This window comes from Paenibacillus sp. F024, from assembly GCF_057814255.1.
In genome coordinates, this window is the sequence record NZ_JBVASZ010000055.1 from 1 (window position 1) to 17,192 (window position 17,192).

The window sequence follows — 17,192 nt, forward strand, 5'->3', positions numbered from 1 at the left end:
AAAATCGCTCGATTTTACTCAGGGTTTATTTCGTGATGCCATTTTTCCTGACTCAAAGCGATTTTCCATCAAAAGAATTTCCAATTACCGCGAATCAGGGACTTGACATCTTACCGCTGGACTTTTTATGAAAATGGGGGGAGATAAGGCGACGGATCGGCGCTTGTATCTCCCGTCAGCACCTCATAGTGCAGATGGGGACCGGTACTGCGCCCGGTCGTCCCCAGCTTGCCGATGGGTTGGCCTTTATCGACGGCTTCGCCTTTGCGCACATCGGCGCTGTTTAAATGCATATACCAGGTTCGCAGCCCTTGAGTATGCTCGACAATAATATTGTGGCCGTGCAGCTTGTCATATCCTACCGAATCCACAATCCCTCCTGCTGCGGCATATACGGGATCGTCCACCTTGCCTGCAATATCGATGCCGCGGTGAAAGCTGAGCCTCTTGGTGAACGGGTCCTTCCTGTACCCGTAAGGAGAGGTCACAACTCGTGAAAGCGTTGGCCATATGTCCGGTGTGTGCCGCTGCAGCTCCAGCTTATTTTGCAGCAGCCGCTTGGAGCGGGAGAAACGGGTTTGCAGCTCATTCATTTCCGTTTGCAGCGAAGAGTAGTTAGCTCTAGTGGCACTTGCAAGGCGCGTGATTTCATCAGTAGTTACAGGAAGCTCGGCCCCCCCCAGGCCATGGTAGACGGCAACGGAACCGGCTTCCGGCTTCGCCGATGTGACGGATGCTCCGTCGGCGCCGAACGCGAGCCGCTGCAGATCCTGCTCAAAGCGCTTCATTTCTTCCATTTTGTGTTGTATTTCCGCGGCCTGTTTGGAGAGAGCAATAAGTTCATTTTGCAGCTGCTCGATGGCTGCGTTTTTGCTTAGCAATTCTTGCTCGAGCTTCACTGTTTTGCCGTGCAGCGCAGACTTTTGCAAATACGCGGAAGCTGCGGTATGCAAATGATGCAGATCGATCCAGCAGGCTGTGCCTACCAGCAGCATTACGGCAGCAGCAGCCGCCCACAAAGTACTGCGGGACAGCTTGACTCGAACTACGCTTTCATTCGCTTCGGGAATGATCACGAATGTCAGCTTGCTTTGAAACCACTTGAAATTCATGACGGCTCCTTTCAGTTCTGTTCTTGACCTTCAGCTTCATACACATTAGATAGGATTGAAGCTGGTTTAAAGATGGAGGGATGAACTTGTCATTGTTAAACACCGTCCGGATGAATGTAATGGACCGGTTGGCTTTACATCTAAAGAAAGAGATCTCGCTTCAAGCTTCAGGCTTTGAGGGAGAGCCAGGCGTACTGCATAAAGTCGGTAAACGGTTCATAAAGGTAGACGAGCATTATTATGTGCCTTCCGCCATGCAGGAAATTGTGCTGCTCGGTATCTCCCGTAAAGGAACCGGATCCAGAGTGAACGTGCGTACCTTGTACACTAACGTATTTGAAGCCGCGTTAATCCGCACCGGACTGGATTTTATCGAGGTGGCCGTCAACCGGGCGGAAGAGGAAGAAGAGCTCTGCATGCTCATTCCTCTGAACAAGGTCACCGCTATTGAGGTCTTATAGTAAGCTAGGAGCCGGAAGGCTCCTTCACCATGTATTTGAAGGATTGGTTGATCTCCATGTGCGAGGTCAGGACGACTCCGATTAAACAGCTCCAATAACCATACGCACAGATCATGCCTACAAATGCGTAATCCCGGCTGAAGGCAAGTCCCAGGATGACGAAGACGAAGCAAAGGAAAATCAACAGATTTCCAATTCGTACCCATGAAGAAAGGGGAATCTTCGTCATCCGGCTCATGTTATGCTTACCGGCGGTTCTTGCCTGTCTCTCCTGAGGGGGGCCGGGTTTTTGACGTTCCATGTCTTTATTTGAGTCATTCCGGTTATCTTCCCAGCCGCGAATGGGGAAGCGTCTCATCCTTAGCCAGAGGGCGATCAACAGTACGGGTTGATAGGACAACACGATAACGGGCGAGCTGTAATTTCCGAAGCTGAACACCTCGGTCGTGCTCTTGAAGGCGAGCATTGTCGTCATGAGCAGAACGAGACTAAGCGGCGAATTCAAAATCGTATAATCTCTTTTCTTCAGCAGGCTGGCCGCCCCGGTCAGGAAGGCCAGGTAAATTAAAATCACCTTGCATGCCGTTATCGGAAACCAGATGCTTAAAATAAACAAGTCGACCCGATCAAGAAAGTCTGTAATATGAATCTGCTGAACTAAGGTGTAGCTCGGATAGATCATATTGCCGGGAATGTTGGGTCCAAGGACGATCACCTGCATGAATTGAAAAATGGTCAGCAGCAGGATGCCCATCAGGGTGCCATGCCGAATACTGGCACGGACTTGTTTGGCACTCCATATCGTATGCATAAAAGCGCCGATGACAAAGATATCGCCGAACCAGCCGATGCCGAGAATGCCGGAATACCAATAACGGATCGCCGGAACCGTTAATATAGGCTGAATCAATTGGGGATCCATCTCGTTGGAAAGCATGAACGGCAGCAGGAGCACAATCAGGAAAAAAATAGGGAAAAACAAATCGTTCACCCTGGCAATCACTTCCACGCTCGTCCGTCCGTAAAACATCAGCAGAAGCATAAACAGCAGGACAATGATTTCATCCGGGGTATGGGGAAGCAATATGGTGCCGATAAATTTGCTGAATACCCTCAAATCCCTCATAAGGATGATCCAAAGGTGCAGTACCAGCAGCAGGTTGATCAGAGTACCGACGATCCTGCCGAAAAGCAAGGAAATCATCTCGAACATATTCATACGGGGAAACCTCAAGCTAAGCTGCACCAATACGTATCCGAATACCAGAACATACATTGCAGGAAGCAAATAAGTAAGCCAGGCGTCCGTTTGAGAGGTCCGAGTCAGCTCGTGCTGAAGGCTTAGCAGACCTCCTCCGGTGATTAATGATCCGATTAACCAGGCCAACTGACGCCCATGAATAACTTGAATAGATTTCATTATCTGTTCGCTCGCTTTCCTTTCCGCGGTTCAACGCTGCGGGTGGATGATGGAGAAGACCCAAGGAGATATATTTTCGACGGCAAATTGCGTCGGCATCGGCGGTTTGTAACCAAGCATTACGCAGAGAAAGAGACCTAACGCAACAGCGTAAAGAAAAACATATAGCCGTTTCACATCTCTGGTCTGCTGTGTCCACTTCTTGATATCAAGAAAAGCATGAAGCAGCAGCAGCAGCGCAAACCAAACTAAAAATTGCGTATTTATTTTCCGTTCCCTACCTTCGTCACATTTTCATAAATCAAACCGGTTTCTGAAAGCGTGTTATCTACGTGAATGTTGAATCCCGCTTCTTCCAGCGGTTGCGGCCAGGTTTTCTCATAGGTCGTCTTCCACAGCCGGGGATAGGTTTTCCACAGGCGTGTTCCTAAATTGGCGGAATCTGTTTTTTTGTCTACCATTTTTTTCAATGTCTCTTCAATGGAGCTTTTGATATAGGCTTCAATCCTTTGCTCCACCTGCTTGATTTTTTTCACTTGGCTAAAATCGAAGTAGCCGGTGCTTTCAACAACCTTCGATTTGGAGGTAATGTTTATATCATAAGTGAGTCTGCCGTCTGCAAGTTTCGGTTGAATTTTGCCGCGGGTCTCATAGATGTTGGCGGTAATGAGCTTTTTATCTTCTACAGGAACCGTGATATTCGAAGTGACGGATTCGTCCTTCAGAAGCGTCAGGCCAAGATCGGTACGCCCTTCGAAGCTGCCGACCATTTTATCATCCCGAAATTGGGAATAGCCGATAAATTCAAGCTCCTTCGACGGCTTTACGCTCTTTTCGGATTCCTTTACTCCGACATAGGCGACCACCGGGTCGCTGCCGATGGTACTAAGCGATACGGCCGTATCCTTGAGGTTCAAATTCATCACCGTTCTTGTTTTTACAAGCTCCCGTAAAGCTTCGGAGGGAAATCTTTCAAACTGCGGGTTTGCTTGTAAAAGGTCATACGCCTTTCCTTTGGAAACGACCAAATAAGTGGACATTCGGCTTTCCGGCGTACGAGCCGTAGCGTCAAAAACTTCCCTGATCCCCTTCTTGGCGTATTCTTCTCCGATCACCAGCGTTCTGCGGTGGGCGAGGAACATTCGTCTGGACATCCTCTTTTGCAGCTTCGCTTGTGCGCTCCTGACCGTATCTCCTACCTCTGAATCGATGTAATACGTTTTATTGCCGGCTGTGCCGCCGCCGCCTCCGGAAGGCCCGCCCATAGACCCGGGAAGCGGAAGGAGCGCGCTGTAGCGGATGGAGCCGTCTTCTTCCAGATCGACGGCCGTGGTGAGAATAAAAGCCAGATCGTTGATTTCCGTCCGGTCCCAGCAGCCCGAAAGTAAAAGCGGGACGAGCAGAAGGAGAGGCAGACGTGCTAGCGCTTTGCTCATTTAAGGTTTCACCTCTGGAGATTCGTGATCAACATCTTTTCCTTTCTGACCGGATTGTTCCATAATTTCTTGAGGGAGAGAGTCTCCCATTCTTTTTTCATCCTGCAGGGGCATATAAGCCGGCCGTGTCTTCATAAGCCACCAAGGCGAGCGGATGACCACATCCTTCAAATCGGCGGCTGACAGCGGGCCGACGGGCGACAAATAGGGAACCCCGAAGGATCGTAAATTAGCCATGTGGCCGATAATGAGCAGCACCGAAATCATGATGCCGTACATGCCGAACAGCGCGGCGGCAATAATGATCGGAAACCGCAGCATCCGGATGGCGATGGCTCCGTTAAACCTGGGGATGGTAAATGAAGCGATCCCTGTAATCGAAACGACGATAACCATAGGAGCCGAAACGATCCCCGCTTGTACGGCGGCTTGACCGACGACTAACGCTCCCAAAATACTGACGGCCGAGCCAACCGCCTTTGGCAGACGGATGCCCGCTTCCCGCAGGGCCTCGAAGGTGACCTCCATGATGAAGGCTTCTACTACAGCAGGAAACGGTATCGCTTCACGGGCGGTGGCAACCGAGAGCAGCAGCGTCGTGGGCAGCAAGTCCTGATGAAAGGTTGTTATGGCTACATACAAGCCTGGTGTCAGCAGCGAGAGCGTCATGAAGCTATAGCGCAGCCACCTGACCAGAGTGGCGATTTGAAAGCGCTCGTAGTAGTCCTCGCTGGCCTGCATGATTTCCGTGAACACGAAAGGAACGATGAGAACAAAAGGGGTACCGTCCACCATTATACCTACCCGGCCCTGGAGCAGAGCCGCCGCTACCATATCCGGCCGTTCCGTGTATTGTACCTGCGGAAACGGAGAATAGGCCGAGTCTTGAATCAGCTCTTCGATATAACCCGACTCCAGGATGGCGTCTATATTGATTTTCTCCAGCCGTCCGATCACCTCAGTTACCACTTTGGGGTCGGCAAGATCCTCCAAGTAAGTCACGACTACACTGGTGTTGCTTTCGCGGCCGATGACCATCGGCTTCATTTTCAGATGCGGCGTTTTCAATTTGCGGCGAATCATGGAGGTGTTGGTCCGTAAATTTTCCACGAAGCCTTCTCTTGGTCCGCGGACGACGGTTTCCGTATCCGGCTCATTGATCGAACGCTTTTCCATGCCCCGAATGCCAAGCATTAAAGCCTGATTGTTTTTGTCGACGATCAGCCCCGTGTCCCCGCTGAGCACCGAGAGCAGCAGATCCGCATAGTTGTCCGCTTTCTGGATTTGTGAAACCGGCAGCACCGATTCCGTTATGTGATCAATCAGCTGTTCTCCGCCCTCCAAAATCATGAGTGCCTTCATGGCTTCATGGACGAGCTCTGTGTTAGGCATCCCATCGATAAAGAACAGGATCGCTTTCAAGCTATTCTCCAGCTTGAATTCGCGAATGACAAAATCGGAGCTGTCCTTGAACAGCTCCTCTAAATAATCTTTGTTCTCCTCAAGGTTGAGGAAAACAGGTACCGAACGGAGCTCGTCGATAAAGCGGTAGTCCAGTTTTTGCAGCCGGGCTTCTTCTTCCTGGTGTTGCTTGCGGTTGATTCTCTTCATGACCTTAACGACCTCCTTCGTTCAATAGGTCACATCCAAGCTTTGCCGGAGCGTGTCCGGTATATTTTTCTCCAAATGCGAAAAATTATGACAATCTTGATTCATCTTGTTACAATCAAGTGGAATATGTCCTTATATACTGGTAAAAGATAGACATGAGTTTAAAGGGGGAAGGCTTTGGTGCTGTGGCTCGTCATTGCATTGCTGTTATTTATTCTGCAGATTTTAACCATTCTCATCGGAGAGTTCCGGCATCCGCCCAAAGCCATGGCCTGGCTCTTTATTTTGTTTGTTATTCCAGTCATCGGTTGTGTCATGTACTATTTTCTGGCCAAAGAATATACCAGAAGAAGAAAGGTACGGCGCAAGGGACAGTCTCCGAGAAGCGATATTCGTTTTGTCGGGAAAAAAATGAAGGCAGCGGATCCGGAATGGGACGAGAATCAATTCAAGAATTGGCGTCACGAACCGAGGTTATTCGCCTTGCTTAATAATATTCCCGGTTCACAGGTGACCTACCGCAATGAGATTGAAGTGCTCACAAACGCAAGCGAGGCCTATCCGGTCATGCTCGAGACGATGGAGCAGGCAAAGGATCATATCCACTTTGAGTTTTATACCATTCGTGACGACGAAGTGAGTAAACAGTTTCAAGAGGTGTTGATGCGAAAGGCGCGGGAGGGGTTGAAGGTTCGTTGTATTTTTGACGGGATCGGCAGCTACCAATTGAGCGGCAAATTTGTAGAAGAGCTGAAGCAGGCAGGCTGTGAAGTCTATTTTTTTCTGCCGGCCATGATCGCGTTTTTCAATCAGCGGATCAATTACCGGAATCACCGTAAAATCATTGTGGTGGACGGACTTAAAGGGTTTCTCGGCGGCATTAACATTGGAGATGAATATTTGGGCGGGAACCCGAAGCTCGGATTTTGGCGGGATACGCATTTGAAGCTTGAGGGCGATGCAGTATATGCCCTGCAGCATACATTCTTGGTCGATTGGATGTTTGTAAGCGGTGACCGACTTACGGATACAAGCCTGTTTCCTGAGCATGAGTGCTGCGGCCGGAAGCCGGCGCAGATTATAGATAGCGGACCTGATGCGCATTGGGATGCGATTTTGGAGATGTATTTCGGAGCCATTACCGCGGCGAAGAAGCGGCTTTATATTACAACGCCTTATTTTATCCCGGACGCGAGCATTTGTATGGGACTCAAGACGGCGGCGATCAGCGGAGTCGATGTGCGGATTATTTTCCCGGAGAAGTCGGATTCGAGCATTGTCAATTACGCATCCATGTCGTACTTTGAGGAGCTGCTGCAGGCCGGAGTCCGGTTTTACGCCTACCAGAAAGGGTTTGTTCACGCCAAGGTGATGCTGATGGACGATTTGCTGGGTACCGTAGGAACGGCAAATATGGATATGCGCAGCTTTTACAGTAACTTTGAGCTTAACGCCGTAGTGTACGATAAGGAAACGCTGCAGCGTTTGGAAAGTGATTTTTTGCATGATTTGAAGGACAGCCGCGAGATCAAGCTGAATGAGTTCGAAAAAAGATCCCGCTGGCAGAAAATCAAGGAGGTTATGGGACGTATCTTGTCTCCGCTTTATTAAAAGGCTTTTGCCTCCTGAAATGTTCATTTTTTTATGAACGAGAGAACTTGATCAAGATTTTGCGGGGGGAGCTGAGCGATCAGGTCCCCTTTTTGCTGCAGGCGCTCGATGATGTTCAGCAGGTGGAAGTCACGCGGATCGCAGCGCAAAGACACCTCGTCCCAGGAAAGCGGCGTCGAAACCGTGGCATCCTTGCGGGCACGGGGCGTGTAGGGAGCGGAGAGCGTCTTGCCGTACCAATGCTGAAGATAGTCAATATAAATTAAAGTGCCGCGGTCCTTCTTCAGCCGCTCCACTGTAAATAGCTTGGGATGCTTCTGTACCGCATAGGAGGCGACAAATTGTCCGATGCTGCGCAGCTCCTCAAAGGTATATCCGCGTTCTTCAGGGATCGGAATGTAAATTTGCACTCCGGTTGCTCCGGATGTTTTGGGGACGGACTTGATGTTCATGCCCTCAAGGATTTCTCCGATGATTTCCGCAGCCTCCATGATGCGCGGCTCCGGGTCTACACTCGGGTCGATATCGATCAGCCACTCCGCCGGAAGCGTCTCCCCAATCCGGTGGAAGGAAGGATGGAACTCCAGACAGGCCAAATTCCCCAGCCACAGCAGTGTCGGCAAAGAGTCGAGATGAACATAATGAATCGAATCAAGTACGGCCGTTTTCACGTAATCCGGTGTAGGCTCCGGTGCATTTTTCTGATAAAACGATTTATCGTTCCAGCCATGGGGAAACCGGATTGTCGTCAAATAACGGCTTCTGCAATAAGTCAGCAAGTAGGGAGCGAGCTGGACGAGCTTCTCCAAATACATCGCTTTCGTGATCCCCTTCTCAGGCCACAACGGCTTGTCCGGATTGGTGATCGTCAGTTCATGACCCTCAACCATTACAGTGCCCTTTGTTCTCTTATATTTGGCGGTCACGGGCATTCGCAGCTTCACTTCCTTCTCTGGGATTGTTCATAGCTTTTCGCGGAATGGGGAATCGTATCCCTTAAAGAAAGGCAGGCGATGACCGGAATGTGTCCGATGAAGCCCGTCATTCCCTTTGAACCGGTATCCGGAAGCCAAGTGCCCATGGAGGACCGCTGGATCCACCAGGTGAAATGGGATGGCGTCCGAATGTTAACGTATTACGACGGCAGGGAGTGCCGTTTATTTAATCGCGGATTAAATGAAAGAACATTACAGTACCCTGAGTTTACCGGGGTGTGGGAGTACTGTCGGGCCGAATCCGTTATTCTTGACGGTGAAATGATAGCGCTGGGCCAGGATGGAAAGCCTTCGTTTCATGAGATCATGAAGAGGGACGGGATCCGCAGGCCGGACCGGGTTCCGCAGGCGATGAAACAGGTGCCCGCTGCTTACATGATCTTCGACCTGTTGTATTATAACGGCCAATGGGTGGTGGACAAGCCGCTCAGTGCCCGGTTGGAGCTGCTGAGCCAAACGATTATTCCAAGCTCAATGGTTCAGATTGTTCCGTCATATCCGGACGGTGAAGCTCTTTTTCAGTTGATGTGTCAGCAAGGGATGGAGGGAATCATCAGTAAGGAGCTGCAGAGTACGTACGGGATTAACGGGAAAGACAGGCGATGGGTTAAAGTCAAAAACTACGGGGATATGTTGGCTGTCATCGGAGGCTATACGTTAAACGGAGGTATCGTAAATGCGGTGCTTGCCGGAGTGTATAGCCCTAAAGGGAAACTTCTGTACATCGGTCATGTCGGAACCGGCAAACTAAAAAAATCCGAATGGACTGATTTGACGGCAAAGCTTAAACCTATGACGATTCGAAACAAGCCGTTTGATAATGAGCACCCGGAAATGAAAGGGGCCTATTGGGTTGAGCCCAGGCTGGTGGTCAAGCTTCAGTTTGCGGAATGGCGATGGCGGGAGGGACGTACCCTGCGGCAGCCCTCCATTCAGGCCTTTATAGACGTGCCTCCTCAGGAATGCGTGTTTGACGGAGCGTTATGAGGGCGCAAGGACGGCCGTTCATGGCCGGGTCTTCTTTTTCAGTTCGCCGATCAAATGGATCAGCGCCATCACACCCAGAACGCACGAGATCGCGATGCCGGTAACTCCGACGGCCAAAGCGATGTATTCAAAGACAGAGTAGTCTTGGACCTTCTCCCAATCGACCGGTGCTTTAAAATCTTCGATGACTTGATTCATCCCGTAGATACCGCTAATTACGGTATAAATCGTAAGGATTTGCAATAAATAGGTGGAGCGCTTGGTGGTAAAATTGCCTTGGTATTCAAACAAAGCAGCCAAGGTGTGCTTGACGTCTTTATATAAAGCGTCAATATTCAGCTGCTCGCGCAGCAGGTTGAACATTTCTTTGCCTTGAGGCTGGGATATCATCTCCAGAAAGTAATATTTGGCGGAAAAGGTAGTGATGGAACGGATCAGATCCTCAATCTCCTTCGGATTCCGGTCGATTTGCACATGGGAATAACGCTTGGACAGCCGTAACAGCACGATTTTTTGGAATAAATTAATCACCAGCCCGTAATAATACTCGCCGTACATATGGTTGGCCAGCTTGACGGCTGCCGTCGGCCGCTGTCTCGTCAAACAGACGAGGGAGCTATCGTCGATCATGTAATACGTGTCAGGCTCCCAGCGGTCATAAGCGTGAATTCGGCAAAACCTTTGAATGTATTCGATGTTAGTCGAGCTGATATAGGGTCTGCCATCGGAATCCAATCCGTCCAGCCGGGCCGCGCGATACTGATCCGCCACGGAGATCTCCGTTTCTTCCTCTTCAAAATCAATGAATGCCAGAACATACATGCGTTCGTCCTCAAAGAACGGAAGCTTCTCAAAATAGGCCTCATCCAAATCCGTTACATCCATGAATTTCATCATTCCCGGTACCAGAGAATGAAAAATAAACTGCTCTGTTTCCGTGAATTCTTGCCCGCCGCACATCATCCGCGTTTTGGCATCGCCGGGTTTCCATTCCTGCAGGGTTCTGAACCGGCGTGCGAATTCCAACGCATGTGTAAAGTCGAGCTTTTCACAAGAAAGCTGAGTACGTATCGTAAGAAATCCGAGATCGAACGGCGCCAGCAGAATATCTGTGGAATGCACTTGAAACGTCGTGGACATATTCCCGGTTTCCAGCCTGCAGGCCAGCTCCATTCGCTTGGAATATCGTTGAATCGCGTATTCATTATGATCGCAGGGAAAAAGAATACTGCTCGCAAAAGGTAAAAAATAGCGCTCCAGATTACGGTGGGACACCTGACAGTTCGGGCCATAATAGGCCGTCTCCAGCTCTTCCTTTTCCAAGTGGAAAAATTCGTAACCGTCTCGGTTGAGCAGATGCTTCAGCTTGTTTTGGCTGTTTTTGTTGAACGAAAAAGGGAACACAAACTGAAAATGCGCAGAGTGTACCTGCTTGTCCTCAAGGGCGGTTGGCATCATGGCTGATCTCCTTTTTACTCATTAAATACACGTTTTGAGCCTTGATCAATCAGCCGCCGCGGCTACAATAAAAAAGGTTCCCGCCTTTGATTGCGACAGGTAACCTTGGGGATATTGGAAGCATGCCAAATCACGAGCCGACCGTTTCCTTTTCCTTTGCTTTGGTCCTTGCTTTTCCTTTACTTCCTGCTTTAGGGTTGGCGGAGGCTGCAGGCGTAGGCTCGGTCGCAACCGGCTTTACTGCCTCCAAGCTGGCTTGAAGCGCCGCCATCAGGTCAATCACATTCGTTTTGCGCTGTTCCGGTGCCACGCGAATCTGTTGGCCGGAAACTTTTTGCTCTATCGCCTGCAGCACAGCCGCACGGTAATCATCCGTATACTTTTCAGGTTCGAATTCCGTCGACAGCTGGTTAATCAGCATTTTGGCCATATCCAGTTCCTTCTCGTTCACGCTGATCTGCTCCGGTAGTCCCGGCACCTGTTGGACAGAGCGGATTTCATCAGGGTAAAAGATCGTCTCCATGGCAATACAGCGGTCGATGATGCGGATGGCGGCGAGACTGCTCTTGGAACGAATGGATACTTTGGCGATGCCGATTTTGCCTGTTTGCTTCATGGCTTCAAGCAGCAGATTGTAGGCCCCTGCCCCGGTTTCATTGGGTGAAAGAAAATACGTCTTTTGAAAATAAATGGGATCGATATCGGAGAGGTCGACAAAATCGAGAATTTTGATTTCCTTTGTTACTTCGCCGGTTAAATTTTCAAGCTCATCCTTCTCAAAAAGAACGAAAGAGCCGGGCTCATATTCATAGCCTCTGATAATTTCCGCCCACTCCACCTCGCGGTCGCAATGCTGGCATTTCCGTACGAAATTAAGCGGGGTGCTGCATTCTTTATGAATCATTCGCATGGAGATATCCTTGTCTTCGGTGGCGGAGAACATTTTGACCGGTACGTGGACTAAGCCGAAGCTGATGGCGCCTTTCCAGACGGTATGCATGACGGTACCTCCTTGATGATATAGCCCTCTTCTCTTTGTTAGTATGCGCATGTGAAGCGGGATTCATGAAGCGAGATCCTGGTTGTATGGAGTTCCGCCGGGTTGGGACATTCTATAGGAGACAGGAGGCGTCCGGAAAGCCAGGCGTCGGGCCTTATCTACAGATCAAGGAGGGATTAGTATTGACGGAAGCCAATACGTCAGGCGGGAACAACACGGCGGAACCGTCGCATGAGGGGCGGGACACCAGCTTTATGGATATTGACCGCATGATCAACGAAGGCTTGGGAGGCGGAACGGTCAGCTTGCAGAACGGACTGATCGAGGAGAGCACGACCGATACGATGGATCATCCGGAATCGGTGCTTAACGGTGGTGATGAACAATGAATCTGTATCGTGCCCAGCAAATTTTAAGTGCGGAAGAAAAAGTTGACGTAGAGTTAAACGGAGTATCCGTATGGATCGACAGCATCAATGCGGAGGAGAAAACCGCCAAGGTTCACGCGGAGCACCAGCCGGCCGATACCCGTATCGTTCCGGTTGAGGAGCTCGAGGAAGTAAAGTAAGCTTAAGCTTTCCCACATCGTATGCCGCCGTTGCGCGGGCAACAAGGCGAAGGGGGAAAGCTTTTTTGTTGCTACAAAAAGGCGGTAGGGCTATAATAATGGTCAAAACATAAGCGGAGGCGGATCGCATTGAGCTCAATCGAGGAGTTTGCCTTGATTCGGCTGCTGACCGGAGGCAAGCAATCGGCTGCTTTTCAAAAGGCAAACGGTGTGGATACGGGAATCGGAGACGACGCGGCCGTAGTGCATATCTCCAATGGAAGCAGGTTAATACTGACTTGCGATACGATGACGGAAGAAATCCATTTTAAGCGTGTAACCATGCGGGACACGGACATTGGATATAAGGCCATGGCATCGTCTATAAGCGATATAGCTGCCATGGGCGGAAAGCCGCGGTTTGCCCTGATCGCGCTCAGTCTGCCGAAGGGTACGCCGGTGGAGCGGGTATCCGCGATGTATGAGGGGTTGTATGAATGTGCCTCCCGCCATGGCGTTGCGATCGTGGGCGGGGATACCACTTCAAGCGCCGGGGGCATCACCTTGACGGTGACGGTTATCGGTGAAACCGAGGCGGACAAAGCGCTGCTGCGCTCTGCCGCGCGGGCGGGAGATGTTGTTTTTGCCACCGGACAATTAGGCTGCTCTGCGGCAGGCTTGGAATACTTGCTCGGGCTTGCGCAGCCGTCCGACGCATGGGAGAGTTTCCCTGAATTCCCCATGTACCCTCAACTGGTGCAGGCGCACTGCCGGCCCGAGCCGCAAGTGCAGGCCGGTGAGCTTCTCCGGGAATCGGGGGTTTGTCATGCGCTTAATGATGTGAGCGATGGGCTGGCCAGTGAAGCCTGGGAGCTTGTTGAAGCTTCCGGGGTCGGTATCGATCTGATCGAGGATCGAATTCCTGTGGCGGAGGAACTGCTCGCATATGCCATGGGGGTAAACAAGGATCCGTTGGACTACATTTTTTACGGCGGTGAAGATTATCAATTGATCGGGACGGTGCCTGCCGAGCATTCCCTGGAGCTGCAGATCGCTTTTAAGACCGCGGGGCTTTCACTTCATCTGATCGGATATGTGAATGCGGAGCATGAAGGTGTTCGGCTGGTGCAAAGCAGCGGCGGCGTTCTGCCCCTCGGCAAACGGGGATACAATCATTTTGGCAGCTGAAAAGACGAAAGGAATGAAAGCAATGCCCATATATGAATATATGTCACGCGGCACAGGGGATACGTCTTTGCTGGCAGAACGCTTGGCCTCGTTGTTTGTTCCCGGGACCGTGCTGACGCTTGACGGTGAATTGGGCACCGGTAAAACCACGTTCTCCCAGTCGGTAGCCAAGGCAATTGGGGTAAAGGAGATCGTAAACAGCCCTACGTTTACCATTATTAAAGAATATGAAGGGGAACGGTTTCCTTTCTATCATATGGATGTGTACCGCTTGACTGCTGAAGAGGCGGACGAGCTTGGACTGGACGAATATTTTTACGGCCAGGGCGTTACATTGATTGAATGGGCGTCCATCGTCGAGGACCTGCTGCCGCCTGAGCGACTGGCCTTGCGGATCGAGCATGACGGAGCGGAAGCCCGGCGCTTCCGGCTGATTCCCCATGGCGCACCTTATGAAGAATGGTGCCTGAAGCTGAAGGAGAACGGATATTTATGATGACTAGAACGGGAACGGATCAGACCGGCTGCAATGGCAAGCTTATGCTTTCAGTCGATTCATCGACGGCTTCGTTGACGATTTCGCTCACCCGCGGAGACAGACTGCTGGGAGAGATTACGTCCAAAGCGGAGAGAAACCACTCGCTGCACCTGGTTCCGTTGATGCAGCGTCTGATGACGGAGGCGGGCATAAAGCCGGTGGAGCTTGACGGGTTCGCTGTAGGCGTCGGGCCAGGCTCCTATACGGGAGTGCGTATCGGAGTGACGGTTGCGAAGACGTTCGCATGGACGCATAAGCTGGCGCTGCTTGGAGTATCCACCTTGGAATCGATGGCGCTTGGAGGAGCGGAAGCGTCTGTGGCCGGAATATCGTTTGGCATGGCCGAAGAAACATTGGAGGTCCATGACGGTGAGCTGGACGCGATGGATCGCATTCTGAAAGAGACGGGGAGAACCGGTGAAACGGTGTGGTTTATTCCTCTCATCGATGCGCGCAGGGGTCAGGCATTTACCGCTTTGTACGAGGCCGGACCTGCCGGCTGGACATGTACGGTTCGCGATAGCATCCGGCTTATGGCCGCATGGACGGAGGAGCTGGCCGCGCATGCCGTCCAACGCAAGCCGGACCGGATCGTATTCACCGGTGAGCTGGAGCAGCATTCGGAGGCGATTCGAGGGTTTGCATCGCGCTATGCCGGACGCGTGGAAGAAGTGGTTCACGGCGTAAGAGCCCGTCATGTCGCAGAGCTCGGCCGTATTCGATGGGAGCGGGGGGGGACTGAGGATGTTCACGGGTTGGTTCCGAATTATACGCAGCTGGCAGAGGCCGAAGCCAAGCTTCTCGCCCAACGATCGTAGAGGAGGACTGTCCGCTATGGAACGTAATCATGAAACGGAAGCGATCCCTGAAAGTGATGTGCAATTCAGAGCGATGCGGCGGGAGGATATTTCTGTCATTTGTGAGATTGAGCGGGAGTCGTTTACAACGCCATGGACTCCCGGGGCTTTTGAGAATGAGCTGTCAAACAATCAGTTTGCCCGATATATCGTCATCGAGCATAACGGGGAGATTGCGGGGTACGGCGGAATGTGGCTCATTATGGAGGAAGCGCACGTCACCAATATTGCCATTCGGGAGAAATACCGGGGACGCAGGCTGGGAGAACGCCTGCTGACGGAAATGCAGCGCACCGCCAGCTTTTTTGGCGCGGTACGGATGACACTGGAGGTACGCCCATCCAACGAGATCGCCCAGCGGTTGTACGAGAAAAAGGGATTCCGCTCCGTAGGTGTTCGCCGGGGATATTATACGGATAATAAAGAGGATGCCATCATTATGTGGGCGGATCTTCCCAAAACGAACCGGATTCGCAAATAAGGCTAAAACCTCTGCACGAAAAAGGACAGGAAGCAGGTTTGAAAATATATGAATAAAGACAAGAAGATAACCCAAGGGACTGAAGCCGGTCCGGCACCTGTTTATATTCTCGCGATAGAGACGAGCTGCGATGAAACGTCGGCAGCGGTTATTCGGGACGGGCGGGAGATTCTTTCCAATGTAGTTTCAAGTCAGGTGGAAACTCATGAGAGATTCGGCGGTGTTGTCCCTGAGGTAGCTTCACGAAAGCATGTGGAATCGATCACTTGGATTTTGGAAGAGGCGTTGACGCAGGCTGGGATACAGCCGGAGCAGCTGGGGGCTGTTGCGGTTACCCAAGGTCCGGGCTTGGTGGGGTCGCTGCTGGTTGGTGTGGTGGCCGCAAAAGCGTTCGCTTGCGCACTTGATTTGCCTCTCATTGGCGTACACCACATTGCCGGCCATATTTATGCCAACGAGTTGGTACATAAGCTGGAATATCCGTTTATGGCCCTCGTGGTTTCGGGAGGACACACGGAGTTGGTGTATGTGGAATCCGAGGGGAGCTTCCGCATTATCGGTCAAACCAGGGATGATGCCGTTGGCGAAGCCTATGACAAAGTCGGACGGGCGCTTAAGCTGCCATATCCCGGCGGTCCTCATATTGACCGGCTTGCGCACGAAGCGAAGGAAGCGGTGGTTCTCCCCCGCGCGTGGCTTGAGCAGGATTCTTACGACTTTAGCTTCAGCGGGTTAAAATCGGCCGTATTGGCTGTATTGAACCAAGCCAATATGAAAGGCCAGCCTCTGGCACCGGAGGCTGTAGCCCGGGGGTTCCAGGAGTCGGTCATTGACGTGCTGGTGGAGAAGGCGCTTCGCGCCGTGAAGGAGTACGGTGCAAAGCAGCTGCTGCTCGCAGGCGGGGTTGCAGCGAATAAAGGGCTGAGGACTGCGCTCGAAGCGCGCTGCGGGCAGGATGGCATACCTTTGCTTGCGCCGCCGCTTAGCCTGTGCACCGACAATGCGGCGATGATCGGTGCAGCCGCGTTCCTGAAATACCGCCGTGGACAGTTTGTGGCACTTGATATGAAAGCTGAGCCGCAGCTAAAACTAGAGGCCTGGTCAGTTTAGCCGGGGTAGTCATGGGGCAATTTGCATCAGAGTTGCCCCATGGGAAAAATTTCAATGAATAAAATAGTTGCTTTCTACTTTTATTTTTGTTATATTACTTTTTGTCGCTTTTAAGGCAGGCCTCTTAAACAGCTTCAACTTGAATTTCATAATGAAGGTTGAAAAAAATGCTTGCATCTTAAAAGTGATTGTGATATTATATAAAAGTTGCTTCCGAAGATCAGATAAGATTGATCGGAAGTGACAATGAATGAATTGCCCTTTGAAAACTGAACAACGAGTGAGTGTTTTAATAGAGAATCGTATGATTCTCGCCAGTTTTAAATTTTGAGCTATATCAGCTTTTCTTTAATGGAGAGTTTGATCCTGGCTCAGGACGA

Annotated in this window: 17 protein-coding genes; 10 read left to right on the forward strand and 7 right to left on the reverse strand. The window is 51.1% G+C overall.

The window, feature by feature from the left end; all coding sequences use genetic code 11:
• Positions 1-125: 125 nt before the first annotated feature.
• Positions 126-1,112: a M23 family metallopeptidase gene (locus tag ACZYR9_RS26015; RefSeq protein WP_488981297.1), complete on the reverse strand. Its 987-nt coding sequence runs from the start codon at positions 1,110-1,112 to the stop codon at positions 126-128.
• 86 nt (positions 1,113-1,198) lie between these two features.
• Here ACZYR9_RS26015 and ACZYR9_RS26020 point away from each other — a divergent pair, with 86 nt between their 5' ends.
• Positions 1,199-1,573, forward strand: a complete 375-nt coding sequence (locus ACZYR9_RS26020; protein ID WP_488981298.1) for a hypothetical protein — start codon at positions 1,199-1,201, stop codon at positions 1,571-1,573.
• 4 nt (positions 1,574-1,577) lie between these two features.
• On the opposite strand, the gene ACZYR9_RS26025 is transcribed toward ACZYR9_RS26020, so the two are convergent.
• From ACZYR9_RS26025 to ACZYR9_RS26035, 3 genes are all read right to left on the reverse strand, one after another.
• The gene (locus ACZYR9_RS26025) at positions 1,578-2,993 is read right to left on the reverse strand and encodes a GerAB/ArcD/ProY family transporter (protein WP_488981299.1); all 1,416 of its coding nucleotides are present in this window, start codon (positions 2,991-2,993) and stop codon (positions 1,578-1,580) included.
• 263 nt (positions 2,994-3,256) lie between these two features.
• The gene (locus ACZYR9_RS26030; protein WP_488981300.1) at positions 3,257-4,429 is read right to left on the reverse strand and encodes a Ger(x)C family spore germination protein; all 1,173 of its coding nucleotides are present in this window, start codon (positions 4,427-4,429) and stop codon (positions 3,257-3,259) included.
• Positions 4,430-6,040: a spore germination protein gene (locus tag ACZYR9_RS26035; protein ID WP_488981301.1), complete on the reverse strand. Its 1,611-nt coding sequence runs from the start codon at positions 6,038-6,040 to the stop codon at positions 4,430-4,432.
• 180 nt (positions 6,041-6,220) lie between these two features.
• Between ACZYR9_RS26035 and cls the strand changes: the two genes are divergently transcribed.
• Positions 6,221-7,651 (forward strand): cardiolipin synthase, encoded by a 1,431-nt coding sequence (cls, locus tag ACZYR9_RS26040; protein WP_488981302.1) that lies wholly within the window; start codon positions 6,221-6,223, stop codon positions 7,649-7,651.
• A 23-nt stretch (positions 7,652-7,674) separates the two neighbouring features.
• Here cls and ligD read toward each other — a convergent pair whose 3' ends face one another.
• Positions 7,675-8,583: a non-homologous end-joining DNA ligase gene (gene ligD / locus ACZYR9_RS26045; protein WP_488981311.1), complete on the reverse strand. Its 909-nt coding sequence runs from the start codon at positions 8,581-8,583 to the stop codon at positions 7,675-7,677.
• A 99-nt stretch (positions 8,584-8,682) separates the two neighbouring features.
• Between ligD and ACZYR9_RS26050 the strand changes: the two genes are divergently transcribed.
• On the forward strand, positions 8,683-9,633 hold the full coding sequence (locus ACZYR9_RS26050) for an ATP-dependent DNA ligase (protein WP_488981312.1): 951 nt from the start codon (positions 8,683-8,685) through the stop codon (positions 9,631-9,633).
• Between the two features lie 18 nt (positions 9,634-9,651).
• Here ACZYR9_RS26050 and ACZYR9_RS26055 read toward each other — a convergent pair whose 3' ends face one another.
• Both ACZYR9_RS26055 and ku read right to left on the reverse strand, forming a co-directional pair.
• The gene (locus tag ACZYR9_RS26055; protein ID WP_488981303.1) at positions 9,652-11,091 is read right to left on the reverse strand and encodes a hypothetical protein; all 1,440 of its coding nucleotides are present in this window, start codon (positions 11,089-11,091) and stop codon (positions 9,652-9,654) included.
• A gap of 130 nt (positions 11,092-11,221) precedes the next feature.
• Positions 11,222-12,091 (reverse strand): non-homologous end joining protein Ku, encoded by an 870-nt coding sequence (gene ku, locus ACZYR9_RS26060; protein ID WP_488981304.1) that lies wholly within the window; start codon positions 12,089-12,091, stop codon positions 11,222-11,224.
• A gap of 182 nt (positions 12,092-12,273) precedes the next feature.
• On the opposite strand from ku, the gene ACZYR9_RS26065 reads away from it, so the two are divergent.
• The 7 genes from ACZYR9_RS26065 (at position 12,274) to tsaD (ending at position 16,812) form a co-directional block, all read left to right on the forward strand.
• A complete protein-coding gene (locus tag ACZYR9_RS26065) occupies positions 12,274-12,480 on the forward strand; it encodes a hypothetical protein (RefSeq protein ID WP_488981305.1) in 207 nt (68 codons plus the stop codon).
• Positions 12,477-12,659, forward strand: a complete 183-nt coding sequence (locus tag ACZYR9_RS26070) for an H-type small acid-soluble spore protein (RefSeq protein ID WP_488981306.1) — start codon at positions 12,477-12,479, stop codon at positions 12,657-12,659. The genes ACZYR9_RS26065 and ACZYR9_RS26070 overlap by 4 nt, the downstream gene beginning before the upstream one ends.
• 129 nt (positions 12,660-12,788) lie before the next feature.
• Positions 12,789-13,826: a thiamine-phosphate kinase gene (thiL, locus tag ACZYR9_RS26075; protein WP_488981307.1), complete on the forward strand. Its 1,038-nt coding sequence runs from the start codon at positions 12,789-12,791 to the stop codon at positions 13,824-13,826.
• Between the two features lie 22 nt (positions 13,827-13,848).
• Entirely contained in the window at positions 13,849-14,322 is a 474-nt protein-coding gene (gene tsaE / locus ACZYR9_RS26080; RefSeq protein WP_488981313.1) for a tRNA (adenosine(37)-N6)-threonylcarbamoyltransferase complex ATPase subunit type 1 TsaE, read from the forward strand.
• A complete protein-coding gene (tsaB, locus tag ACZYR9_RS26085; protein ID WP_488981308.1) occupies positions 14,319-15,182 on the forward strand; it encodes a tRNA (adenosine(37)-N6)-threonylcarbamoyltransferase complex dimerization subunit type 1 TsaB in 864 nt (287 codons plus the stop codon). Before tsaE ends, tsaB begins: the two co-directional genes overlap by 4 nt.
• A gap of 16 nt (positions 15,183-15,198) precedes the next feature.
• Positions 15,199-15,702, forward strand: a complete 504-nt coding sequence (rimI, locus tag ACZYR9_RS26090) for a ribosomal protein S18-alanine N-acetyltransferase (RefSeq protein WP_488981309.1) — start codon at positions 15,199-15,201, stop codon at positions 15,700-15,702.
• A gap of 48 nt (positions 15,703-15,750) precedes the next feature.
• Positions 15,751-16,812, forward strand: coding sequence for a tRNA (adenosine(37)-N6)-threonylcarbamoyltransferase complex transferase subunit TsaD (gene tsaD / locus ACZYR9_RS26095; RefSeq protein ID WP_488981310.1), 1,062 nt, complete (start codon positions 15,751-15,753; stop codon positions 16,810-16,812).
• Positions 16,813-17,192 lie beyond the last annotated feature (380 nt).

Coding starts and splice junctions, on each gene's coding strand:
- ACZYR9_RS26015 (WP_488981297.1), bottom strand. CDS start 1,112: ATGAATTTCAAGTGGTTTCAAAGCAAGCTGACATTCGTGATCATTCCC.
- ACZYR9_RS26025 (WP_488981299.1), bottom strand. CDS start 2,993: ATGAAATCTATTCAAGTTATTCATGGGCGTCAGTTGGCCTGGTTAATC.
- ACZYR9_RS26030 (WP_488981300.1), bottom strand. CDS start 4,429: ATGAGCAAAGCGCTAGCACGTCTGCCTCTCCTTCTGCTCGTCCCGCTT.
- ACZYR9_RS26035 (WP_488981301.1), bottom strand. CDS start 6,040: ATGAAGAGAATCAACCGCAAGCAACACCAGGAAGAAGAAGCCCGGCTG.
- ligD (WP_488981311.1), bottom strand. CDS start 8,583: ATGCCCGTGACCGCCAAATATAAGAGAACAAAGGGCACTGTAATGGTT.
- ACZYR9_RS26050 (WP_488981312.1), top strand. CDS start 8,683: ATGAAGCCCGTCATTCCCTTTGAACCGGTATCCGGAAGCCAAGTGCCC.
- ACZYR9_RS26055 (WP_488981303.1), bottom strand. CDS start 11,091: ATGATGCCAACCGCCCTTGAGGACAAGCAGGTACACTCTGCGCATTTT.
- ku (WP_488981304.1), bottom strand. CDS start 12,091: ATGCATACCGTCTGGAAAGGCGCCATCAGCTTCGGCTTAGTCCACGTA.
- ACZYR9_RS26070 (WP_488981306.1), top strand. CDS start 12,477: ATGAATCTGTATCGTGCCCAGCAAATTTTAAGTGCGGAAGAAAAAGTT.
- tsaE (WP_488981313.1), top strand. CDS start 13,849: ATGCCCATATATGAATATATGTCACGCGGCACAGGGGATACGTCTTTG.
- tsaB (WP_488981308.1), top strand. CDS start 14,319: ATGATGACTAGAACGGGAACGGATCAGACCGGCTGCAATGGCAAGCTT.
- rimI (WP_488981309.1), top strand. CDS start 15,199: ATGGAACGTAATCATGAAACGGAAGCGATCCCTGAAAGTGATGTGCAA.
- tsaD (WP_488981310.1), top strand. CDS start 15,751: ATGAATAAAGACAAGAAGATAACCCAAGGGACTGAAGCCGGTCCGGCA.